Source organism: Candidatus Pelagibacter giovannonii (genome assembly GCF_012276695.1).
GTDB lineage: Bacteria > Pseudomonadota > Alphaproteobacteria > Pelagibacterales > Pelagibacteraceae > Pelagibacter > Pelagibacter giovannonii.
Map to the genome: position 1 here is coordinate 703,024 of NZ_CP038852.1, position 17,877 is coordinate 720,900.

23 protein-coding genes and 3 tRNA genes are annotated in these 17,877 nt (G+C 28.8%); 12 read left to right on the forward strand and 14 right to left on the reverse strand.

The window, feature by feature from the left end; all coding sequences use genetic code 11:
• Window position 1 precedes the first annotated feature (1 nt).
• The 8 genes from E5R92_RS03915 to E5R92_RS03950 all read right to left on the reverse strand — a co-directional run bounded on the left by E5R92_RS03915 (window position 2) and on the right by E5R92_RS03950 (window position 4,384).
• Window positions 2-77, reverse strand: a tRNA-His gene (locus E5R92_RS03915).
• 216 nt (window positions 78-293) lie between these two features.
• Window positions 294-369 (reverse strand) — tRNA-Phe (locus E5R92_RS03920).
• Window positions 370-374: 5 nt separating this feature from the next.
• Window positions 375-590 (reverse strand): translation initiation factor IF-1, encoded by a 216-nt coding sequence (gene infA / locus E5R92_RS03925; protein ID WP_006997427.1) that lies wholly within the window; start codon window positions 588-590, stop codon window positions 375-377.
• Window positions 591-592: 2 nt separating this feature from the next.
• Window positions 593-1,879, reverse strand: a complete 1,287-nt coding sequence (gene hisD / locus E5R92_RS03930; RefSeq protein WP_168606801.1) for a histidinol dehydrogenase — start codon at window positions 1,877-1,879, stop codon at window positions 593-595.
• Window positions 1,879-2,274, reverse strand: coding sequence for a DUF2948 family protein (locus E5R92_RS03935; protein WP_168606802.1), 396 nt, complete (start codon window positions 2,272-2,274; stop codon window positions 1,879-1,881). Before E5R92_RS03935 ends, hisD begins: the two co-directional genes overlap by 1 nt.
• Window positions 2,274-3,527: a UDP-N-acetylglucosamine 1-carboxyvinyltransferase gene (gene murA, locus E5R92_RS03940; RefSeq protein ID WP_168606803.1), complete on the reverse strand. Its 1,254-nt coding sequence runs from the start codon at window positions 3,525-3,527 to the stop codon at window positions 2,274-2,276. Before murA ends, E5R92_RS03935 begins: the two co-directional genes overlap by 1 nt.
• 2 nt (window positions 3,528-3,529) lie before the next feature.
• Window positions 3,530-4,087: a dCTP deaminase gene (gene dcd / locus E5R92_RS03945; RefSeq protein ID WP_168606804.1), complete on the reverse strand. Its 558-nt coding sequence runs from the start codon at window positions 4,085-4,087 to the stop codon at window positions 3,530-3,532.
• 99 nt (window positions 4,088-4,186) lie between these two features.
• Window positions 4,187-4,384 (reverse strand): hypothetical protein, encoded by a 198-nt coding sequence (locus E5R92_RS03950; RefSeq protein ID WP_006997433.1) that lies wholly within the window; start codon window positions 4,382-4,384, stop codon window positions 4,187-4,189.
• Window positions 4,385-4,486: 102 nt separating this feature from the next.
• Between E5R92_RS03950 and E5R92_RS03955 the strand changes: the two genes are divergently transcribed.
• Window positions 4,487-4,560: transfer RNA gene (locus tag E5R92_RS03955), tRNA-Thr, on the forward strand.
• A 2-nt stretch (window positions 4,561-4,562) separates the two neighbouring features.
• Here E5R92_RS03955 and E5R92_RS03960 read toward each other — a convergent pair.
• The gene (locus E5R92_RS03960; protein ID WP_168606805.1) at window positions 4,563-5,282 is read right to left on the reverse strand and encodes a TVP38/TMEM64 family protein; all 720 of its coding nucleotides are present in this window, start codon (window positions 5,280-5,282) and stop codon (window positions 4,563-4,565) included.
• A gap of 92 nt (window positions 5,283-5,374) precedes the next feature.
• On the opposite strand from E5R92_RS03960, the gene rpmH reads away from it, so the two are divergent.
• From rpmH to E5R92_RS04015, 11 genes are all read left to right on the forward strand, one after another.
• Window positions 5,375-5,539: a 50S ribosomal protein L34 gene (gene rpmH / locus E5R92_RS03965; RefSeq protein WP_006997435.1), complete on the forward strand. Its 165-nt coding sequence runs from the start codon at window positions 5,375-5,377 to the stop codon at window positions 5,537-5,539.
• 9 nt (window positions 5,540-5,548) lie between these two features.
• Complete coding sequence (gene rnpA / locus E5R92_RS03970; RefSeq protein WP_168606806.1) at window positions 5,549-5,893, forward strand: ribonuclease P protein component; 345 nt, start codon at window positions 5,549-5,551, stop codon at window positions 5,891-5,893.
• Entirely contained in the window at window positions 5,893-6,144 is a 252-nt protein-coding gene (gene yidD / locus E5R92_RS03975; protein WP_020169032.1) for a membrane protein insertion efficiency factor YidD, read from the forward strand. Before rnpA ends, yidD begins: the two co-directional genes overlap by 1 nt.
• Window positions 6,144-7,820 carry a membrane protein insertase YidC gene (yidC, locus tag E5R92_RS03980; protein WP_168606807.1) on the forward strand — a complete coding sequence of 559 codons (1,677 nt, stop codon included), beginning with the start codon at window positions 6,144-6,146 and terminating at the stop codon, window positions 7,818-7,820. The genes yidD and yidC overlap by 1 nt, the downstream gene beginning before the upstream one ends.
• Entirely contained in the window at window positions 7,821-8,687 is an 867-nt protein-coding gene (gene argB / locus E5R92_RS03985) for an acetylglutamate kinase (protein ID WP_168606808.1), read from the forward strand.
• The gene (locus tag E5R92_RS03990) at window positions 8,684-9,355 is read left to right on the forward strand and encodes a pyrimidine 5'-nucleotidase (RefSeq protein WP_168606809.1); all 672 of its coding nucleotides are present in this window, start codon (window positions 8,684-8,686) and stop codon (window positions 9,353-9,355) included. The genes argB and E5R92_RS03990 overlap by 4 nt, the downstream gene beginning before the upstream one ends.
• Window positions 9,356-9,384: 29 nt before the next feature.
• Window positions 9,385-10,212 (forward strand): 2,3,4,5-tetrahydropyridine-2,6-dicarboxylate N-succinyltransferase, encoded by an 828-nt coding sequence (gene dapD / locus E5R92_RS03995; RefSeq protein WP_168606810.1) that lies wholly within the window; start codon window positions 9,385-9,387, stop codon window positions 10,210-10,212.
• On the forward strand, window positions 10,213-11,370 hold the full coding sequence (dapE, locus tag E5R92_RS04000; protein ID WP_168606811.1) for a succinyl-diaminopimelate desuccinylase: 1,158 nt from the start codon (window positions 10,213-10,215) through the stop codon (window positions 11,368-11,370).
• Window positions 11,371-11,480: 110 nt separating this feature from the next.
• The gene (locus E5R92_RS04005; protein ID WP_168606812.1) at window positions 11,481-12,287 is read left to right on the forward strand and encodes a hypothetical protein; all 807 of its coding nucleotides are present in this window, start codon (window positions 11,481-11,483) and stop codon (window positions 12,285-12,287) included.
• Window positions 12,284-13,213, forward strand: coding sequence for a histone deacetylase family protein (locus tag E5R92_RS04010; protein ID WP_168606813.1), 930 nt, complete (start codon window positions 12,284-12,286; stop codon window positions 13,211-13,213). Before E5R92_RS04005 ends, E5R92_RS04010 begins: the two co-directional genes overlap by 4 nt.
• Before the next feature lie 31 nt (window positions 13,214-13,244).
• On the forward strand, window positions 13,245-13,724 hold the full coding sequence (locus E5R92_RS04015; protein ID WP_168606814.1) for an SET domain-containing protein: 480 nt from the start codon (window positions 13,245-13,247) through the stop codon (window positions 13,722-13,724).
• On the opposite strand, the gene truA is transcribed toward E5R92_RS04015, so the two are convergent.
• From truA to E5R92_RS04040, 5 genes are read right to left on the reverse strand one after another with little or no spacing between them, the layout of a single operon-like run.
• On the reverse strand, window positions 13,714-14,454 hold the full coding sequence (gene truA / locus E5R92_RS04020) for a tRNA pseudouridine(38-40) synthase TruA (protein WP_168606815.1): 741 nt from the start codon (window positions 14,452-14,454) through the stop codon (window positions 13,714-13,716). The genes E5R92_RS04015 and truA overlap by 11 nt on opposite strands.
• Window positions 14,447-15,379 carry a methionyl-tRNA formyltransferase gene (fmt, locus tag E5R92_RS04025; RefSeq protein ID WP_168606816.1) on the reverse strand — a complete coding sequence of 311 codons (933 nt, stop codon included), beginning with the start codon at window positions 15,377-15,379 and terminating at the stop codon, window positions 14,447-14,449. Before fmt ends, truA begins: the two co-directional genes overlap by 8 nt.
• A complete protein-coding gene (gene def, locus E5R92_RS04030; RefSeq protein WP_168606817.1) occupies window positions 15,380-15,898 on the reverse strand; it encodes a peptide deformylase in 519 nt (172 codons plus the stop codon).
• Between the two features lie 26 nt (window positions 15,899-15,924).
• Window positions 15,925-17,685: a hypothetical protein gene (locus E5R92_RS04035; RefSeq protein WP_168606818.1), complete on the reverse strand. Its 1,761-nt coding sequence runs from the start codon at window positions 17,683-17,685 to the stop codon at window positions 15,925-15,927.
• On the reverse strand, window positions 17,660-17,836 hold the full coding sequence (locus E5R92_RS04040; protein WP_168606819.1) for a hypothetical protein: 177 nt from the start codon (window positions 17,834-17,836) through the stop codon (window positions 17,660-17,662). The genes E5R92_RS04035 and E5R92_RS04040 overlap by 26 nt, the downstream gene beginning before the upstream one ends.
• Between the last annotated feature and the right edge of the window lie 41 nt (window positions 17,837-17,877).

Consider the following 17,877-nt stretch of genomic DNA (forward strand, 5'->3'; position numbering starts at 1 on the left):
TTGGTACGGTAGACAGGGCTCGAACCTGTGACATCCGGCTCCACAAGCCGGCGCTCTACCAACTGAGCTACTACCGCATTCTTCTTGTTTTTATATTATTTTTGTGTGGATTAAAAATTATATTATAAATAAATAGCCTAAAGGCTATGGAAACAAAGTCTGTGAGTACTTCTTGAAGTCTCTCTGTATGTAATATTTATAATCATGGCAGTCTTTTAGACAATTAAGAATAATTTTCAACACCTAAATATAAAAAGACATTGAGCTTATTATTAAATTTTTAAGAGAGGTGGTGGTGGCCTCACCTGGACTCGAACCAGGGACACACGGATTTTCAATCCGATGCTCTACCAACTGAGCTACAAGGCCTTGTATTAACCTCTAAAAGTAATTCTTCCTTTTGTCAAATCATAGGGGGTCATTTCCACCTGGACTTTGTCGCCTTGAAGAACTCTAATTCTATTTTTTCTTAATTTGCCAGCAGCATGCGCCGTAACAATGTGCCCGTTTTCTAGCTTCACCCTAAACATTGCGTTCGGTAAAAGGTCTTCCACTATGCCAGAAAAACTCAGCATTTCTTGTTTTGACAAATTTATTTTCTCCTAATTCTTTTTTCTACCGACTTAGCATGTCCCGCTAAACCCTCGTAGTTTGCTAGTGTTATAACTGATGGGCCCAAAGTGTAAATACCTTTTTTTGATAGGTTTATATATGAAATTCTTTTATAAAATTCATTAACACTAACTCCACTTGAATATCTTGCTGAAGAATTGGTTGGCAATACATGGTTAGAGCCAACATTATAGTCAGTCATTGCCATTACAGCATATTTTCCTAAACAGATAGATCCTGCATTTTTAATCTTACCAACTACTTTTTTATAGTTCTTAGTATTAAGCTCTAAGTGCTCAGGAGCAATTTTATTTACTGTATTAATAATTTTTTGGTCAGACTGCATATGAATTATAATTCCATTATTGAGTAAACTATTTTTTGCAATTGCCGCTCTAGGTATTTCTTTTAATTGATTATTAATTTCATCATTAACTTTTTTAATAATTGATTTATCTTTTGAAATTAAAATACATTGAGCAAGATTATCGTGTTCTGCTTGACCTATTAGATCACTTGCTATCCATTCAGGGTTTGAAAATTTATCACAAACAATTGTTACTTCAGAAGGTCCTGCTATCATTCCTTCAATTCCAACATCTCCAAAAACTTCTTTTTTTGCTGCAGCTACGTAAGAATTTCCAGGACCTACAATTTTATCAACTTTTTTAATTTTCTTAGTACCATATGCAACAGCTGCAATAGCAGATGGTCCTCCAATTGAATAAATCTCTTTAATCTTACATTTCTTTGCAGCATATAATACAGCCGGATTTTGTTTACCTTTTTGACCTGGATTAACCATAACTAGTCTTTTCACTCCAGCAACAATTGCAGGTACTGCATTCATTAAAACACTGGAAGGATATGAGGCTGTTGAACCAGGCACATAAATTGCAACTGATTCAATAGGTACGTATTTATACTCTAATTTATTTTTTAGTTTGTCTGTATAAGAAATGTTTTTAAATTTTTGTAATGAGTGGAATTTATAAATTCTATCATAAGCAAGATCGATTGCCTTTTTAACTTTTGGATCTAAAGACTGAATAGCTCTATTTATTTGTTTTATGCTTGGAGCAATAATACTATTTTTATTAAATCTCTTTTCATACTTTAAAATAGCTTTATCTCCATTTTTCTTAACATCTCTAATAATTTTAATAACTGAAACTGAATTAAGTTGGACTTTATTTTTTCGTTTAGACAGTAATACGTCTAGAGTTTTGTTAAACTTTTTATTTTTACTATCTAATATCTTAATCATTAATCAGCTTTATTTTGGTCGTCTAAGGTTACTTCAATTATTTCTGTCGATAATGTAATATATGCGTTGTTTGTAAACATTAGGTTTATCTCATAATTGTCATTATTTTTTAAATAATCCATCCCAATTAACTCTAATTTTTCTTCATGATCATTTTGTTTAATATTTTTAGATTTAACTCTATCTACAAATTCAAACTTACAAATACTAGTAACTTTTTTATCTTGTTCTTCCGTTTCTACTTTCGATCTTTTTAATGATAATAAAAAAACTTTGTTTTTCTGAAGATATTTAATTTGATCAACTTTAACCTCGGCTCCAGAACAGCACGCTGAGATTACTTGTAATCCCTCATTATCTGTAGCTATAATCTTTGATAAATATTTTTTATCCATTAGTTAATTCTCTTAATTTTAGCCCCTACTTTTTTTAATTTCTTCTCTATATCTTCATAGCCCCTATCAAGGTGATATATTCTATTAATTACTGATTTTCCTTTAGCAGCAAGAGCTGCAAGAATTAAAGATACAGAGGCTCTTAGATCTGTGGCCATTAATTCTGCTGCTTCAAATTTGATATTTCCTTCTATGGTCGCTTTATTTCCATTAATAGAAATTTTAGCTCCCATTCTATTTAACTCTGCAACGTGCATAAATCTATTTTCAAATATTTCTTCTTTAATATGAGATCTTTTATTAGCCCTACACAATAATACCATCATTTGTGCCTGTAAATCTGTTGGAAACCCTGGATAAGGGGATGTTTTAATATTTATACTTTTAATCTTTTTACTTCCTTGAATAAGTATTTCATTTTTTCTTAGAGTAATTTTTGATCCTACTTTTTTTAAAATATTAATTTCTGTATTTATTATCTTAGGATCAATTCCAGTAATCTTCAAATTTCCTCCTGTTAATGCTGCAGCTATTAAATAAGTTCCAGCCTCTATTCTATCGGGCATTACTGAATAATTTAATTCTTTAAGGTTATTCACTCCTCCAATTTTAACCGTTCTCTTTGAAATCCACTTAATATTACACCCCATATTAATTAAAAAATTAACTAAATCTTTAATCTCAGGTTCAATGGCACAATTTGATAAAGTTGTTTTTCCTTTAGCTAAACATGCGGCTATAATTAAATTTTCTGTGGCACCAACTGAAACTTTAGGAAATTTTATATTTGCTCCTATTAATCCTTTGGGTGCATTTGCATGAACATAACCTTGGATGATTTTATATTTAACACCAAGTTTTGATAGAGCTTGTAAATGAATATCAACAGGTCTCGTCCCTATAGCGCAGCCGCCAGGTAATGAAACTTTTGCTTTACCAAATTTTGCTAGTAGTGGTCCTAAAACTAATATTCCCGCTCTCATAGTTTTAACCAAACTATAGGCTGCAAAAGTTTTTGTTTGCTTAGTGTTTTTGATAATTAATTTTTTTTTATTATCATCAATAACTGAACCTAATGACTTTAATAAAAGTATCATTGTTTCAATATCTTTTACTCTTGGTAAATTTGTTAAAGATATTTTTTTATTTGATAATAGTGTTGCAGCTAAAATAGGAAGGGACGCATTTTTAGAACCTGAAATTCTAATTTGTCCCTTGAGCTTTGCTGCCCCAAAGACTTCCAATTTTTTCATGATTATACTTTTGGTAAAGTTACTCCAGTTTGACCCATATATTTTCCTTTACGGTCAGCGTATGAAGTTTCAGGAGACTGATCTCCTTTTAAAAATAAAAATTGAGCAACACCCTCATTTGCATAAATTTTTGCAGGAAGTGGTGTGGTATTAGAAAATTCAAGAGTAACTGTTCCAAAAAACTCAGATTCAATTGGAGTTACGTTCACTATAATCCCTGTTCTTGCATATGTGCTCTTACCAACAACGATACACATAATATCTCTTGGTATTTTAAAGACTTCGATAGTAGTTCCAAGCGCGAAGGAATTAGGGGGTATGATAATATATTCAGAGCTTTTTTTAGTTACAAAGTTATCTGGAGTAAATTCCTTAGGGTCAACAATTGAAGAATTAACATTATGAAATATCTTAAATTCATCTCCTACTCTTGCATCATAGCCAAATGAACTTAATCCATAAGAAATTTTACCATCTCTAACTTGCTTGTCTATAAAAGGAGAAATCATTGACTCCTCAACTGCTAACTTCCTTATAGATTTATCGGAAAGTACTGACATTATTTACTTTTCTTCTTATTCTTTTTTTGAAAAATTTTTCTTTTTTTTAAATTTTTTTAAGAGCCAGACTCAACTTCTCATTTTTTTCTTTATCATTCATTATTTATCTGGATTAGTTAAAAAATCTAAAGTGATAGGCTTCGATGCATCTAAAGTTTTTTCTGGTTCTTCTTGAACTTTTGGCCCCTCTTTAGCTTCACGTTTTGCTTTTTTTTCTGCAAGCTTTTTTTCTCTCTTAGCCTGCTTCTCCATAAGCTTATTGCCTTTAGTAGATTTATAATCGTAATGAATGCCCATAAAATTTCCTCCGTTAGGTATAAATCATTATATGAAAAAAATTAAGGCAATTTTTTGAAAAAATGATTTATTATAGAAATAATTCAATAAAATAACAAATTAGCCCCTATAGTTAAATGGCATAACATGTCCATGGTAAGGATAAATTTCAAGTTCGATTCTTGGTGGGGGCACCAGACTATTTTTTATAGAATATTTTTCTAGTAACAATTGTGATTATTATTAAAGCCGCAAAAGCAATCATTGGCATGTAAATGTCTGGAGAATATATAATTTCTAAAAGTCTTGGTGCCTCTAAATTTTGATTTATGATTTTTTCAAGACCACTTCCAATACTAACTATTAAAAAGGATGATGGTATAATCCCAATTAGCGTTGACCAAAAAAAATTGAAAATCTTAACATTAAAAAGACAGGGCAATACATTTGCAATAGCAAAAGGTATTCCTCCTACAAACCTATATACTAGAAGAAAAATAAATTCTGATTTTTTAAATTTTATTTCTAAATTTTTAAATCTATCTAAAAATTTTTCTTTAATCACTTCTTTTAAAAAATAATTTCCAAAAATATATAAAATTGTTGCACCAACAGATAACCCTAAGACTAAAATAATAGTTCCCAACCATTTTCCAAATATGAATCCAGCAAGCAATGCTACTGGGCTGCCGAAGCCGGCCATTAACACCCACACAATAGTGAGAAAAATAAATATTACAGAAAGAAGAAATAAATTAGTTTGCTTTAATCCAAAAAAATAATCTCTATTATTTTTAATAAATTCATAGCTAGTTAATTCTTCAAAGGTGAATTTTGATAAGAAAAAGTATAAAAATGATGAAACAACTAGAAGATAAAATAAACCTAAAGTTATCTTAACTTTTTTTGATTTTTCCATAATTTACTGCTGGTATTATAAAATCTTCTATTTGCTATTTATACATATAATTACTATAAAGAGCGAAATTTAAAAAAACTTAAATAAATCCTATGAAAAGAACATATCAGCCCAAAGTTGGAAAACGTCTTAAGAAGCATGGCTTTAGATCAAAGATGGCAACTAAAGGTGGTAAAAAACTTATTAAGAGAAGACGTGATAAGGGACGTAAAAACCTTACTGTATCATCCACTCAAAAAAAACCGCAAGGTAAATAAATCAACTAAATGAAAAGCAAAATTGTTGCTCTTTCTAAAAACGAAGATTTTAAAAATTTACTTAAGAAAAAAAAAATCTCAAATAAATATATCACTCTCTTTTTTGGTCCTCTTGAAGACAAAGATAATAAAAAACTAAACATTAGCTTTGTAGCTAAAAAAAAACTTATCCGTGGTGCTGTAAAGAGAAATAAAATTAAAAGAAGATTAAGAAATATAATGAACGAAGCTGTAAAAAAAGTGTCTATAAACTTTAATTATTCTTACCTTGTGATTGCGAAAATAACTATGCTAAACAATGAATATGCGATAATAAAAGATACTTTATTCAAAGACATAGAAAAGATTAAGTAATGAACATTATATCAAATATTTTAATTGGCCTGATCAAATTTTATAAAATGGTCATTAGTCCTTATTTAACTCCTTCGTGTAGATATCTTCCGACTTGCTCAGAATATACAATTGAATGTTTAAGAACATATGGGCTTATTAAAGGGATCTCAAAAAGCACTAAACGAATATTTTCATGTCATCCCATTAAAATGTTGGGTGGTGGTGAAGGGTTTGATCCAGTAAACAAAGAATTAAAGGCTAAAAAATAATGGATACAAAAAATGTAATCGCAGCAATATCCTTATCAGCAGCTGTAATTATTTTATACTCTCTTTTTTTTCAGCCTGATCCGGCAACTATTAAACAAAATCTAGCTGAACAAAAAAAAATTGAAAATAATACAGATACTCCAAGCTTAGATAAAAATGAAAACTTTGCAAAACTTTCAAGAACAGATGCTTTAAAAGAAAATGATAGAATTCAATTTGAAAATAAAAGTGTTGTTGGATCAATTTCTTTAAAAGGTGCAGCAATAGATGATTTAACTTTTAAAGAATATAACGTTGAACTTAATAAAAATGAAAAAATAATCTTATTAAACCCAAGAAATGTTGAAGATGGTTATTTAATTGAAAGTGGCTTTGTAAGCACTAATAAAAATATTGATATACCTGATGCTTCTACCGTCTGGGAAATTACTGGAAATAAAAGATTAACTAATAACAATCCTATAAAACTAACATGGAGCAACTCTCAAGGCATCACATTTGAGAAACATATAAGTCTAGATGATCAATTTTTATTTACTGTAAAAGAAAAAATAATCAACTCATCAGATAAATCTTATAATTTTTACTCCTACGGTCAAATAATTAGAAATGAAATACCAGAGATATCTGGCTTTTATATTTTGCATGAAGGGTTTTTATCTGTACTTGATGATCAATTAATTGAAGAAGATTATGATGATATCCAAGATAAAAAATTTACTCAAATTGCACAAGAAGGATTTGTTGCTATTTCAGATAAATTTTGGGTTACATCGGTTATACCACCTAAGGGTAAAGAGTTTAAAACAACTTTTGACTATAAAAATAAATTCAGAGCAAACTACATATCAACTAAAGGTATAGAGGTTAAAGCAAACAGCACTATTGAAGAAAAAATTCAAATTATAGTTGCTGCTAAAAGAGTAAATGTAATTGATGGTTATGCTGAAAATTTAGATATTAATAAATTTGATCTAGCGATTGATTGGGGCTTTATGTATTTCATCACAAAGCCTTTGTTCTTTGTGTTAGATTACTTCTTTAAATTACTTGGTAATTACGGTTTAGCAATTATTGCTGTCACTATTTGTATTAGATTGGCTTTCTTTCCTCTTGCCAATTTTAGTTTTAAGTCTATGGGAAAAATGAAGTTATTAGCACCAGAAATGGCTCGTCTGAAAGAATTGCACAAGGATGATAAAATGAAATTGCAACAAGCGATGATGGCTCTTTATAAGAAAGAAAAAGTTAATCCTATGAGTGGTTGTCTACCTATCCTGGTTCAAATTCCAGTTTTCTTTGCGCTGTATAAAGTATTATTTGTAACCATTGAAATGAGACACATGCCATTTTATGGATGGATACATGACTTAAGTGATAGAGATCCAACATCTTTATTTAATGTTTTTGGTTTACTTCCTTGGGATCCACCTTCTTTCTTATTAATAGGTGCATGGCCAATCATTATGGGTATCACGATGTTTATACAGCAAAAGCTTAACCCTACTCCGCCAGATCCTATACAGGCAAAAATTTTTATGTTCTTTCCAGTATTTTTAACTGTAATTCTTGCACCATTTCCTGCAGGTCTTGTTATCTACTGGAGCTTCAATAACATCTTCACAATGATTCAACAATATATTGTTCAAAGAAAAATGACTATCAAAACAACATAAATGTCATCGTTAAAAGAAGAAGAATTAAAAAACATCCTACCTAAAGACGGCCCAACAGTTAAAGAAGTAAAAAAATATTTAGAAAAGTATAATGATGAATTTATAGTCATTAAATGTGGGGGTAGTGTTTTAGTTGATTCAAAATTATTTAAAATTTTTATTGAAGATGTTGCTGTTTTAAAAAAACTTGGTTTTAATCCTATAGTTATCCATGGTGGTGGAAAAAGGATAAACAACAAACTAGGTGAACTTAACATTAAAAGTGATTTTATTAATGGACTAAGAGTTACAGATAAAAATACTATTAATATAGTTGAAGATGTATTGATTGAATTTAATAAGGAAATTGTCAATGCTTTAACAGATCAATCTTGTGAAACAAGAAGAATTACTTCAAAAGAATACAATATAATAACTGTAAAACCTGAAAGTGACAAATTAGGTTTTGTAGGTACTCCCACTCACATTAAAACAAATGTTTTAAAAGAAATTATTAAAGTTAATGAAGTACCCGTTGTTGCGCCATTGGGGTTAGATGAAAACAATCAAACTTTTAATATCAATGCAGATACAGTTGCTGGTTCAGTGGCTAAAGAATTAAAAGCTAGAAGATTAATGATTATTAGTGATGTTGAGGGCGTATTAGACAGTGAAAAAAAACTAATCCCTGAAATTAATTCTAAAAAAGCTAATGAATTAATTGATCAAGAAGTAATTTCCGGTGGAATGATACCTAAAATTAAGAATTGTCTAGATGTTGCAAGCAATGGAGTTAAGGCAGTCGTAATAATTGATGGAAGAAAAAATCACTCACTCCTTTTTGAACTATTATCTGATAAAGGTTCAGGAACTTTAATTAGAGAATGAAAAATTTAATTGATACTAAATACTGGCTATTCGACCTAGATAATACTTTGTATTCTGGACAAACTAAGGTTTTTTCTGAAGTTGATAAAAAGATGTCTTCTTTTATTTCAAAGAAATTTAATGTCGATTTAATTAAAGCAAGAGAAATTCAAAAAGAATACTTCTATGAATATGGAACAACATTATCTGGATTAATGAATCATGACAAAATTAATCCACATGAATTTTTAGAATTTGTTCATGATATTGATATTAGCTGGCTTCCTAAAGATGAATTGTTACGAGAAGAATTAATTAAAATTAAAGAAAAAAAATATATCTTTACCAATGGTTCTCATGCGCATGTAGAAAATGTAACTAAACAACTAGGTATAGATGGGTTGTTTGATGGAGCATTTGATATTGTTGATGCTAATTTTATTCCAAAACCAAAAATTGAACCTTATAAAAAGATAGTAGAAAAATTTGATCTTGATCCAACAAAATCAATATTGATTGAAGATATTGCTCATAATTTAGAACAAGCTAAAAACTTAGGGATGAAAACTTGCTGGCTTGAGAATGATGAAGTATTTGCAAAAAAAGATGCTGATAAACCATATATTGATTATAAGATTAAGAACTTGCCTTCTTTTCTTCAAGAAATTAATATATTAAAAGCACAATAAAACTAACCTACTAAAGATAAAATAAAACTATGAAAGAATTTGAAAACATTATCAATACAGCTTGGGAAAATAAAGACTCCATTAATGGTCAATCTGATAAGTCTATATTAGATGCCATCAACCAAACGATTGAACTGGTTGATAAAGGTGAGCTAAGAGTTGCTGAAAAAAATGGTAATGAGTGGGTAGTTAATCAGTGGGTTAAAAAAGCAATAATGTTAAGTTTTAGAACCCATGATATGGATTCATTGAGTGGCCCATATAGCAGTTGGTATGACAAATCTCATTTACTAAAAGGGAAAACATCAGGTTGGACTAAAGAAGATCATATAAAAGCTGGCTTTAGAATGGTTCCAAATTCTCCAGTTAGAAAAGGGTCTTTTATTGGAAAGAATGCAGTGCTTATGCCTTGCTTTGTAAATATTGGAGCTTATGTAGATGAAGGAACTATGGTGGATACTTGGGCTTCTGTAGGATCGTGCGCACAAATAGGAAAGAACTGTCATATATCAGGTGGTGCTGGAATTGGAGGTGTATTAGAGCCAATGCAAGCTAACCCTACTATCATCGAAGATAACTGCTTTATTGGAGCTCGTTCAGAAATAGTTGAAGGAGTAATTGTTGGAGAAGGATCTGTATTATCTATGGGTGTATTTATTGGTCAATCTACAAAAATTGTTTATCGAGAAACTGGTGAAGTAATCTATGGAAAAATTCCACCGTACTCAGTAATAGTACCAGGCAGCCTTCCAAGTAAAGATGGTAAAGGTCCTGCTTTATATTGTGCAGTAATTATTAAACAAGTTGATGAAAAAACTAGATCTAAAACTTCTATTAACGACCTATTAAGAGACTAAATGCCAACTTACAATGAAATCACATTAGCCAAAGAACTAATAAGATTTCCAAGCATTACGCCAATTGATGCTGGGGTAATGAAATTCTTAGCTAAAAGATTAACTGCTATTGGATTTAAATGTAAGATTTTAGAGTTTAAAGATAAAAACTCTAAACCAGTTAAAAACCTATATGCAAGATTGGGTAATACTCAACCAAACTTTATGTTTGCTGGTCATTTGGATGTGGTTCCACCAGGAAATATAAAAGATTGGACAATTAAACCTTTTAGTCCAGCTATTAAAAAAAATCATCTTATTGGTAGAGGCGCTAATGACATGAAAAGTGCAATTGCAAGCTGGGTTGTTGCTGTAAATAACTTTGTATCAAATAATAAGAAAATTAATGGATCGATTAGTTTATTAATTACTGGTGATGAAGAAGGTGTTGCAATTAATGGTACAAAAAAAGTAGTTGATTACTTAAAAAAGAAAAAAGAAAAAATAGATTTCTGTTTAGTTGGTGAGCCAACAAACCCCAATAAACTTGGTGAAATGATTAAAATTGGTAGAAGAGGAAGTATCAATGCTGAGTTAACTATAATTGGAACTCAAGGTCATGTTGCATATCCTCATCGTGCTAAAAATCCATCGACTTCATTGATCAAAATACTAAATGAAATAAAAGAAATAAAATTTGATAACGGAACAAAAGACTTTCAGCCAACAAATTTAGAAATAACTAAAATTAATATAAATAATACAGCTGATAATGTTATTCCAGGACTTGCAAGGTCTACCTTTAACATAAGATTTAATAATAGACATACATCTTCTAGATTAAAGAATAGATTAAATAAAATTTTCAAAAAAATTACCAAAAAAGATAAATCTAATTTTAAAGTAGAATATCGTGTATCAGGTGAAGCTTTTTTAACTAAGCCCAATAAAACAACTTACATGATTCAAGATGTAATAAAAAAAATTACAAAAATTAAACCTCAATTGTCTACAACAGGTGGAACTTCAGATGCAAGATTTATTAGAAAAATTGCTCCATGTTTAGAATTTGGTTTAGTAGGTAAAACAATGCACAAAGTAGATGAAGCAGTGTCTATTTCAGATTTAAAAAAACTAACAAAAATCTATTCTACAATACTTAAAAAATATTTTTTATAATTTTTGATAAAGTTAGAATTTAAAATTAAATAATATTAACTAGTAACTGGAATTAATTATCATTCTAGAGACAAAACCTATTTTATAGATATAATAATATAAATTGAAATATGAATATTCAAACATTGTATAAAACTTCTAATACCATTTGTGTACTTCTACTCTTATCAGTATTGATATATTCCCTGGATTACAGTTTCGGTTTCATCCTTAATAAACAATTTCCAGATATCTATATTTTTACTTTTGGAAGTATGTATGAAGGTTGGAAGGAAGAAATTTGGATGGAAAATGGTTTGATTGAGATACTGCAGGAATTAATATTATTTTTTACAATACTCTATTTATTAAAATTTTTTTATAAATTAAAAAACACAACTCATAAAATAATTAAAGTGTTTATTATATTGGAAATTTTAGGTTTATCTTATTTCTTTTTGGAAGAAATAAGTTGGGGGCAACATCTTATTAACTACAAAACTCCGTTATTTATTGAAAATATTAATCACCAAAAAGAGTTTAATCTCCACAATATATCAAATTTATTTAATGAACTTCCAAAAAGTTTGGTTTTTATTTGGTGTGGACTATCAATATTTTTTCTAAAAACTTTCAAACCAAAAATAAAAGATATTTATTACATTTTAATCAATCCAGATAAAAATTTGATTAAAATCAGTATTACATTATTAATTTTTACTATTCCAAATTTAATTGTTTCAAATTTTGATTTGATAGATTATCAAGATTTACATCTGAGGGATGATTTTGAAGCTATAGGTTATAACCTTAAGATGCTTTTTACGATTATATTAAGCTTTAATTTTTTTAGACTTTCAGAATTACATGAATTTATATTTGCTTATTATTTTTTATGGCATTCTATTTTTTTAAAAGAAAATATTTTTAATAAATGAAAACTGGTTTAATAACCTCTGACACTTATCAAAAGCATAATACAGGTGAAGGTCATCCAGAGAAAATTGACAGGGTTGCAGTAGTTATCGATAACTTCAAAAAATTAGATAATAAAGATTTAGTTTGGAAAAAACCTTCAAAATTTGACCGATCACTTTTAGAAATAACTCACAATTCTGATTATATAAATTTTGTAGAAAAATCTTTTCCAAAAAAAGGTTTATCTTTTTTAGATGGTGATACAATTGTCTCCCCAGGAAGTAAGGATGCCACGTCAGATGCCGTAGGTTCAATTATTACAGCTATTGATGGTGTTCAAAATAAAGATTTTAAAAATGCTTTTTGTGCCGTTAGACCCCCTGGACATCATGCAGAGAAAAATAAAGCTATGGGTTTTTGCATCTATAACAATGTGGCAGTTGGAGCCAACTATCTTATAAACAAATATAAACTTAAAAAAGTAGCAATTATTGATTTTGATGTTCATCATGGAAACGGTACTCAAGATATTTTTCATGATAATGAAAAGGTTTTATATATTTCTACTCATCAATATCCTTATTATCCAGGATCAGGCACTAACGATGAAAAAGGGAAATATAACAATATATTAAATATTCCCTTACCAGCAGGAACAACCTCAGAAGAATATTTAAATGCCTATGAATTTGTACTTAAAAGAATTAGAGAATTTAAACCTCAATTTGTCTTACTTTCAGCAGGGTTTGACGCACATAAAGACGATCCATTGGCACAACTTCAATTAGAGTCAAAAGATTTTTATAGTATTACTAAAAGAACACTCGAGCTATCAAAACAATATTGTGATGGAAAAGTAGTATCAATTTTAGAAGGTGGATACGATCTATTAGCACTTCAAGAAAGCACTGAGATGCATGTAAAAGCTTTACTAGAATTTAATTGATAATTTCTCAATAAGCACTAAAGAATTCTCAATGAAACTTTATAGAATTAAAAAGTCTGACATCGATAAAAAAGGTCGTGGCCTATATGCTACAAAAGATATCAAAGAAGGCACTAGAATTATTGATTATGTTGGTAAAATTATTACTAAGAAACAAACAGAAGAGTCACAAAAATTTGATAATGCAAAGCCTATCTATTTATTTAATTTAAATAAAAAATACGACATGGATGGAGATGTTTCTTGGAACACAGCACGTTTAATAAACCACTCTTGTTCTAATAATTGTGATTATAATGGAACAGGTTTAAAGTTATGGGTAGTGGCTATAAAAGATATTAAAAAAGGTGAAGAGATTACAGCTGATTATGGATTTAGTTACGATGAAGATTACAAACAGTTTCCATGTAAATGTAAGTCAAAAAATTGTTGTGGCTATATTGTTCGAGCTGAGTCTAGATGGAGAATTAATAAGAAATTTAGTATTGGCCGACAAAAAACTAGTAAATAACTTTTTCTAAAAATAATCCTTCAGCAGGCGCAGGTGGTGCACAAAGAACTCTTTTTTTTGATTTAATAACAAATTCAAATTTTTTTAAATTCCATTTATTTTCAGCTAAATATTTTAAGCTACCTACCATTGATCTTACTTGTTGTTGTAAAAATGATTGTGACTTAAACTGTATTTCAATTCTTCCACTAATTGATTTAATCTTAACAGATTTCATAGTTTTAATTGGACTTTTTGCATTACAACTTGACGCTCTAAAAGTAGAAAAATCTTTAGTGCCTAAAAGTTTTTTTGCCCCTTTTTTCATTAACTCAATATCTAATTTTTTGATTATGTGCCAGCCTCTTTCTTTTTCAAGAGAAGGCTTACTTAATCTATTAAAAATTATATATCTATAAATTCTTTGTTTAGCAGAATGTCGTGCATGAAATTTTAGACTTTTTTTTTTAATTGCTAAAACAGAAATACCTTTATCATTTATGAAATGATTAATTGATTTTAATAACTTATCTAAATTTTGAATTTCTTTTTTGCAATCAAAATGAGCTGACTGCTCTATTGCATGAACACCTGCATCTGTTCTTCCAGATCCTATCAGGACCACTTTTTCTTTTAAAAATTTTGATAATTTGACTTGTATTTCTTTTTGAATTGATTTTCCTTTAGATTGTATTTGCCAACCAACAAAGTTGGTTCCTATATATTCTATTAAAACTTGATATCTAAACATTAGTTAATCTTGAGCCTTTTATTATTTGAGAGCCAAGAATAAATTCATTAATATTTTGAGGCTTTTTTCCTTGTCTTTGAATTTCAATAACTTTTATAGATGTTTCATCTCCACAGCTAATTTCTAAGTCGCTACTCATTACTTCACCTATCTCACCACTTTTAGTGCCTAATTCTGCTTTTAAAATTTTGTATCTTTCTTCCTTAAAAATAAAAAAAGCCCCAGGGCTTGGGTATAATCCATTTATTTTTCCAATAATACTTTCCGCATTATCATTCCACTGAATTTCACCCTCTGACTTTTCAATTTTAGAAGCGTAGGTTGCTTTTAAGTCATCTTGTTCTTTAAATATTAATTTATCTTTAAATATACTGTCTACATTTTCTATGATTTTTTCTGAAGCTAAAATTGAGAGTTTATTTGATATAATTTCTGCATTATCATTATCTTTAATTTCTACTCTATAGTTATTGCAGACTGGACCAGTATCAAGTTTTTCTCCTATTCTCATAATACTAATTCCTGTTTCTTTATCTAAGTTCATAATAGATCGTTGTATAGGTGCTGCACCTCTCCACTTTGGCAGAAGGGAGGCGTGAACATTTATAAAACCTTTTTTAGCAAGGTTCAAAAATTCTTTTGGTATTATTTGACCATAGGCTACGACAATTACCAAATCTAAATTTAGTTGTTTTAAATATTCGTATTCATCTTTATTTTCTTTTAAAGTCTTGGGTGTTCTACAATCTATGTTATAATCTTCTGCTTCAATTTGTATTGGTGACTTATTTATTTTTTGTCCTCTTTGTGATTTTTTTGGTGGCTGTGCGTATACAGTAGGTATTATATAATTTTTTTCATATAAAGATTTTAGGATAGGTACAGCAAATAATGGTGTACCCATGAAGACAATTTTTTTTGTCATTTAAACGATTATTCTATTCGACTTAATTTTAGAAAGTTTTTTAATTATCATAGATTTTTTTAATTTAGATAAATAATCTATAAACAAAACTCCTTCTAAGTGATCCATTTCATGCTGAATACAAGTTGCCAATAATCCATCAGCTTTCAATAATTGTTTTTTTCCATTGTAATCTAAATATTCAACTTCACATTCATTTGGTCTCTCTATTTCAGCAAACTGATCTGGAACAGATAAACATCCCTCTTCATATTTTGATGTTTCATTATTTTTATTTTTAATCACCGGATTAACAAAATATCTTGGTTCCTTTTTGTCTTCATCTCTGCTTATATCCATCACTATAATTCTTTTTGGTACACCTATTTGAATCGCTGCAAGACCTATTCCAGGTGCTGCATACATAGTATCCAGCATATCATCCATAAGTCTTCTTTCTTCATCACCGACATTTTCAACTGGTTTAGAAATCTGCCTTAATAGTTTGTTTGGTTCTATTAAAATTGTTTTAACTGACATAATGACTGATTATTTTAGTATAAATTTTAAACTTTTAAAGGAAGAATTTTAAAGAGTATTCGATTTCTTAGTGGATCCACATTTAACTGATTGAGTGTGCTTATAATAAAGTATAATGTATCCTCATCAATATTGTTTAAGTTGTCCTGCCCTATAACCTCAACAATTCTAAGCAATGCAGCAGCCATATCGCCACTGTTAACAAATATTTGAATATCAGATGGTATTTCTGAATCGTTTATTTGGTATAAATCATTATACTTATTTAAAATCTTGATGCCATCAGACTTAAAAGCTTCAACTAGAATTATATCTTTTTTAGAAAAAAAATATTTTTTATTTTTTTTAATTTTTTTTAAGAAATCATTTATATCTTTTGTGGGATCTTTTTTGGATTTTTCTAATTTTAAATAATTTATTAATTTTGATTGATGTAAAATTTTATTATTTATTTTAATATTCACTTGTTCCATCTTTTCATTATCTAAATTATTTTGATAAAATGTTGTAAAATTTGAAGGGACTTTATCCTCTTCTATATTTCTTAAAAAAGTTTGTAACTCTATATTAAATGCATTCTCAATACCGTCATTCTTGAAAGAATTTTTGAGAGCATTCATTAGTTGTAATTTATTTTCAATCTCAGTAGTAATTAAAATTCCTTGGTAAATTAATGCTCTTGTCTCGATTGTTGAGAGTACTTTGCTTGATTCTTTAATATTTAATAATTGAGTAATATTAAATTGAAATCTTTTATAGAGTTCAAATAATTCTTTCTCTGTATAATTTCCTTCATGTGTTGCTTTTTCGATACTATTAATTTTGTCTATATCTGTAAGCTCAATATCAATAATATTATCTAATAGATTTGAAGTTGATAAATATTTCCATATTTGTTTTGATGTAGTATCTTTGGGTTCAAATTTAAATTCTGGATTTGTTCTGTGAGATAAGTGAAAATCTAAGATTGTTTTTTCTGAAACTTCTATTTCTGGTTCTGTATTATACCCCATCAAATAATCGATTTTTTTAATAAAAAACTTATCAGCAATACCTAATTCTAATTGAAGATCGATGAGCAATTGAGCTTCATCTCTTTTATTATTGTTAATTAAGCAATAAATATCAAATTTAGATAGATATAAGTCTTGTATTGGCTCTTTAATTTCTGAAAAAATCTCACAAGCTTTTTTAACGTTAGATTGAGACAGGTAATGATCCACTAAATGTTTGGTAAGTTTTGGGTGCTCATTAACAATCTGATTGTTTAATAAATATTGTTCAATTAAGTCAAAATTTGAATGCTTAATAAGCCACTTTGATTTTATTTCTAAAAACTGTTCTTTTGAAATATTCATTTCTGGATAATGTGCATTTGTTAATAATAAAATATCCAAAATCTCCACCGCATCTCTTGAAAGTTCCAATTTATCTATTCTTTTAAAGATATTTAAAATTTGATCCCCATTAGAATTAGACCACATATTGATATCTAAACCGTTTTCTGCAGGATCATAAATTCCAACTAACTTTGTTTCTTTAGAAATTAAAGTTTGTGTTTCCTCTATACTTAATCCCCCTTCTTTTTGGGACTGCATTTCATAAATAGTATTCTGTGGAATATTTTTTTCAGCTTCATCTTCGATTAGATTTATGTTCTCTTCAAGTTTTTTTTTACCTACTTCCCAGATATCCACTGGTTCTTGTGAGTTGGTTGCAAAACCAAAAAATAAAGAAAATAATATAACTAAAAAATAGTTTTTACTTAACAATTTTAAGTTTTTCATTAGGAATGATTTTTTCAATGTTTTTATTTGGAGATGGAAATTCAATTTTCCCAAGTAGTACTGTGGCTCCAATAAAAATAATTAGCACCAAAGTTATTTTAATTAATAGACTTTTACCACTCCCATTACTTGTGTTTTTTGAAAATTGCATATATTCTTTAGTAATTTCAAATTAAGACATATTTGTGTTTT

Bases quoted from the DNA above. Each gene is read 5' to 3' on its own strand.
- hisD (WP_168606801.1), bottom strand. From the start codon at position 1,879: ATGATTAAGATATTAGATAGTAAAAATAAAAAGTTTAACAAAACTCTA.
- E5R92_RS03935 (WP_168606802.1), bottom strand. From the start codon at position 2,274: ATGGATAAAAAATATTTATCAAAGATTATAGCTACAGATAATGAGGGA.
- murA (WP_168606803.1), bottom strand. From the start codon at position 3,527: ATGAAAAAATTGGAAGTCTTTGGGGCAGCAAAGCTCAAGGGACAAATT.
- dcd (WP_168606804.1), bottom strand. From the start codon at position 4,087: ATGTCAGTACTTTCCGATAAATCTATAAGGAAGTTAGCAGTTGAGGAG.
- E5R92_RS03950 (WP_006997433.1), bottom strand. From the start codon at position 4,384: ATGGGCATTCATTACGATTATAAATCTACTAAAGGCAATAAGCTTATG.
- E5R92_RS03960 (WP_168606805.1), bottom strand. From the start codon at position 5,282: ATGGAAAAATCAAAAAAAGTTAAGATAACTTTAGGTTTATTTTATCTT.
- rpmH (WP_006997435.1), top strand. From the start codon at position 5,375: ATGAAAAGAACATATCAGCCCAAAGTTGGAAAACGTCTTAAGAAGCAT.
- rnpA (WP_168606806.1), top strand. From the start codon at position 5,549: ATGAAAAGCAAAATTGTTGCTCTTTCTAAAAACGAAGATTTTAAAAAT.
- yidD (WP_020169032.1), top strand. From the start codon at position 5,893: ATGAACATTATATCAAATATTTTAATTGGCCTGATCAAATTTTATAAA.
- yidC (WP_168606807.1), top strand. From the start codon at position 6,144: ATGGATACAAAAAATGTAATCGCAGCAATATCCTTATCAGCAGCTGTA.
- argB (WP_168606808.1), top strand. From the start codon at position 7,821: ATGTCATCGTTAAAAGAAGAAGAATTAAAAAACATCCTACCTAAAGAC.
- E5R92_RS03990 (WP_168606809.1), top strand. From the start codon at position 8,684: ATGAAAAATTTAATTGATACTAAATACTGGCTATTCGACCTAGATAAT.
- dapD (WP_168606810.1), top strand. From the start codon at position 9,385: ATGAAAGAATTTGAAAACATTATCAATACAGCTTGGGAAAATAAAGAC.
- dapE (WP_168606811.1), top strand. From the start codon at position 10,213: ATGCCAACTTACAATGAAATCACATTAGCCAAAGAACTAATAAGATTT.
- E5R92_RS04005 (WP_168606812.1), top strand. From the start codon at position 11,481: ATGAATATTCAAACATTGTATAAAACTTCTAATACCATTTGTGTACTT.
- E5R92_RS04010 (WP_168606813.1), top strand. From the start codon at position 12,284: ATGAAAACTGGTTTAATAACCTCTGACACTTATCAAAAGCATAATACA.
- E5R92_RS04015 (WP_168606814.1), top strand. From the start codon at position 13,245: ATGAAACTTTATAGAATTAAAAAGTCTGACATCGATAAAAAAGGTCGT.
- truA (WP_168606815.1), bottom strand. From the start codon at position 14,454: ATGTTTAGATATCAAGTTTTAATAGAATATATAGGAACCAACTTTGTT.
- fmt (WP_168606816.1), bottom strand. From the start codon at position 15,379: ATGACAAAAAAAATTGTCTTCATGGGTACACCATTATTTGCTGTACCT.
- def (WP_168606817.1), bottom strand. From the start codon at position 15,898: ATGTCAGTTAAAACAATTTTAATAGAACCAAACAAACTATTAAGGCAG.
- E5R92_RS04035 (WP_168606818.1), bottom strand. From the start codon at position 17,685: ATGAAAAACTTAAAATTGTTAAGTAAAAACTATTTTTTAGTTATATTA.
- E5R92_RS04040 (WP_168606819.1), bottom strand. From the start codon at position 17,836: ATGCAATTTTCAAAAAACACAAGTAATGGGAGTGGTAAAAGTCTATTA.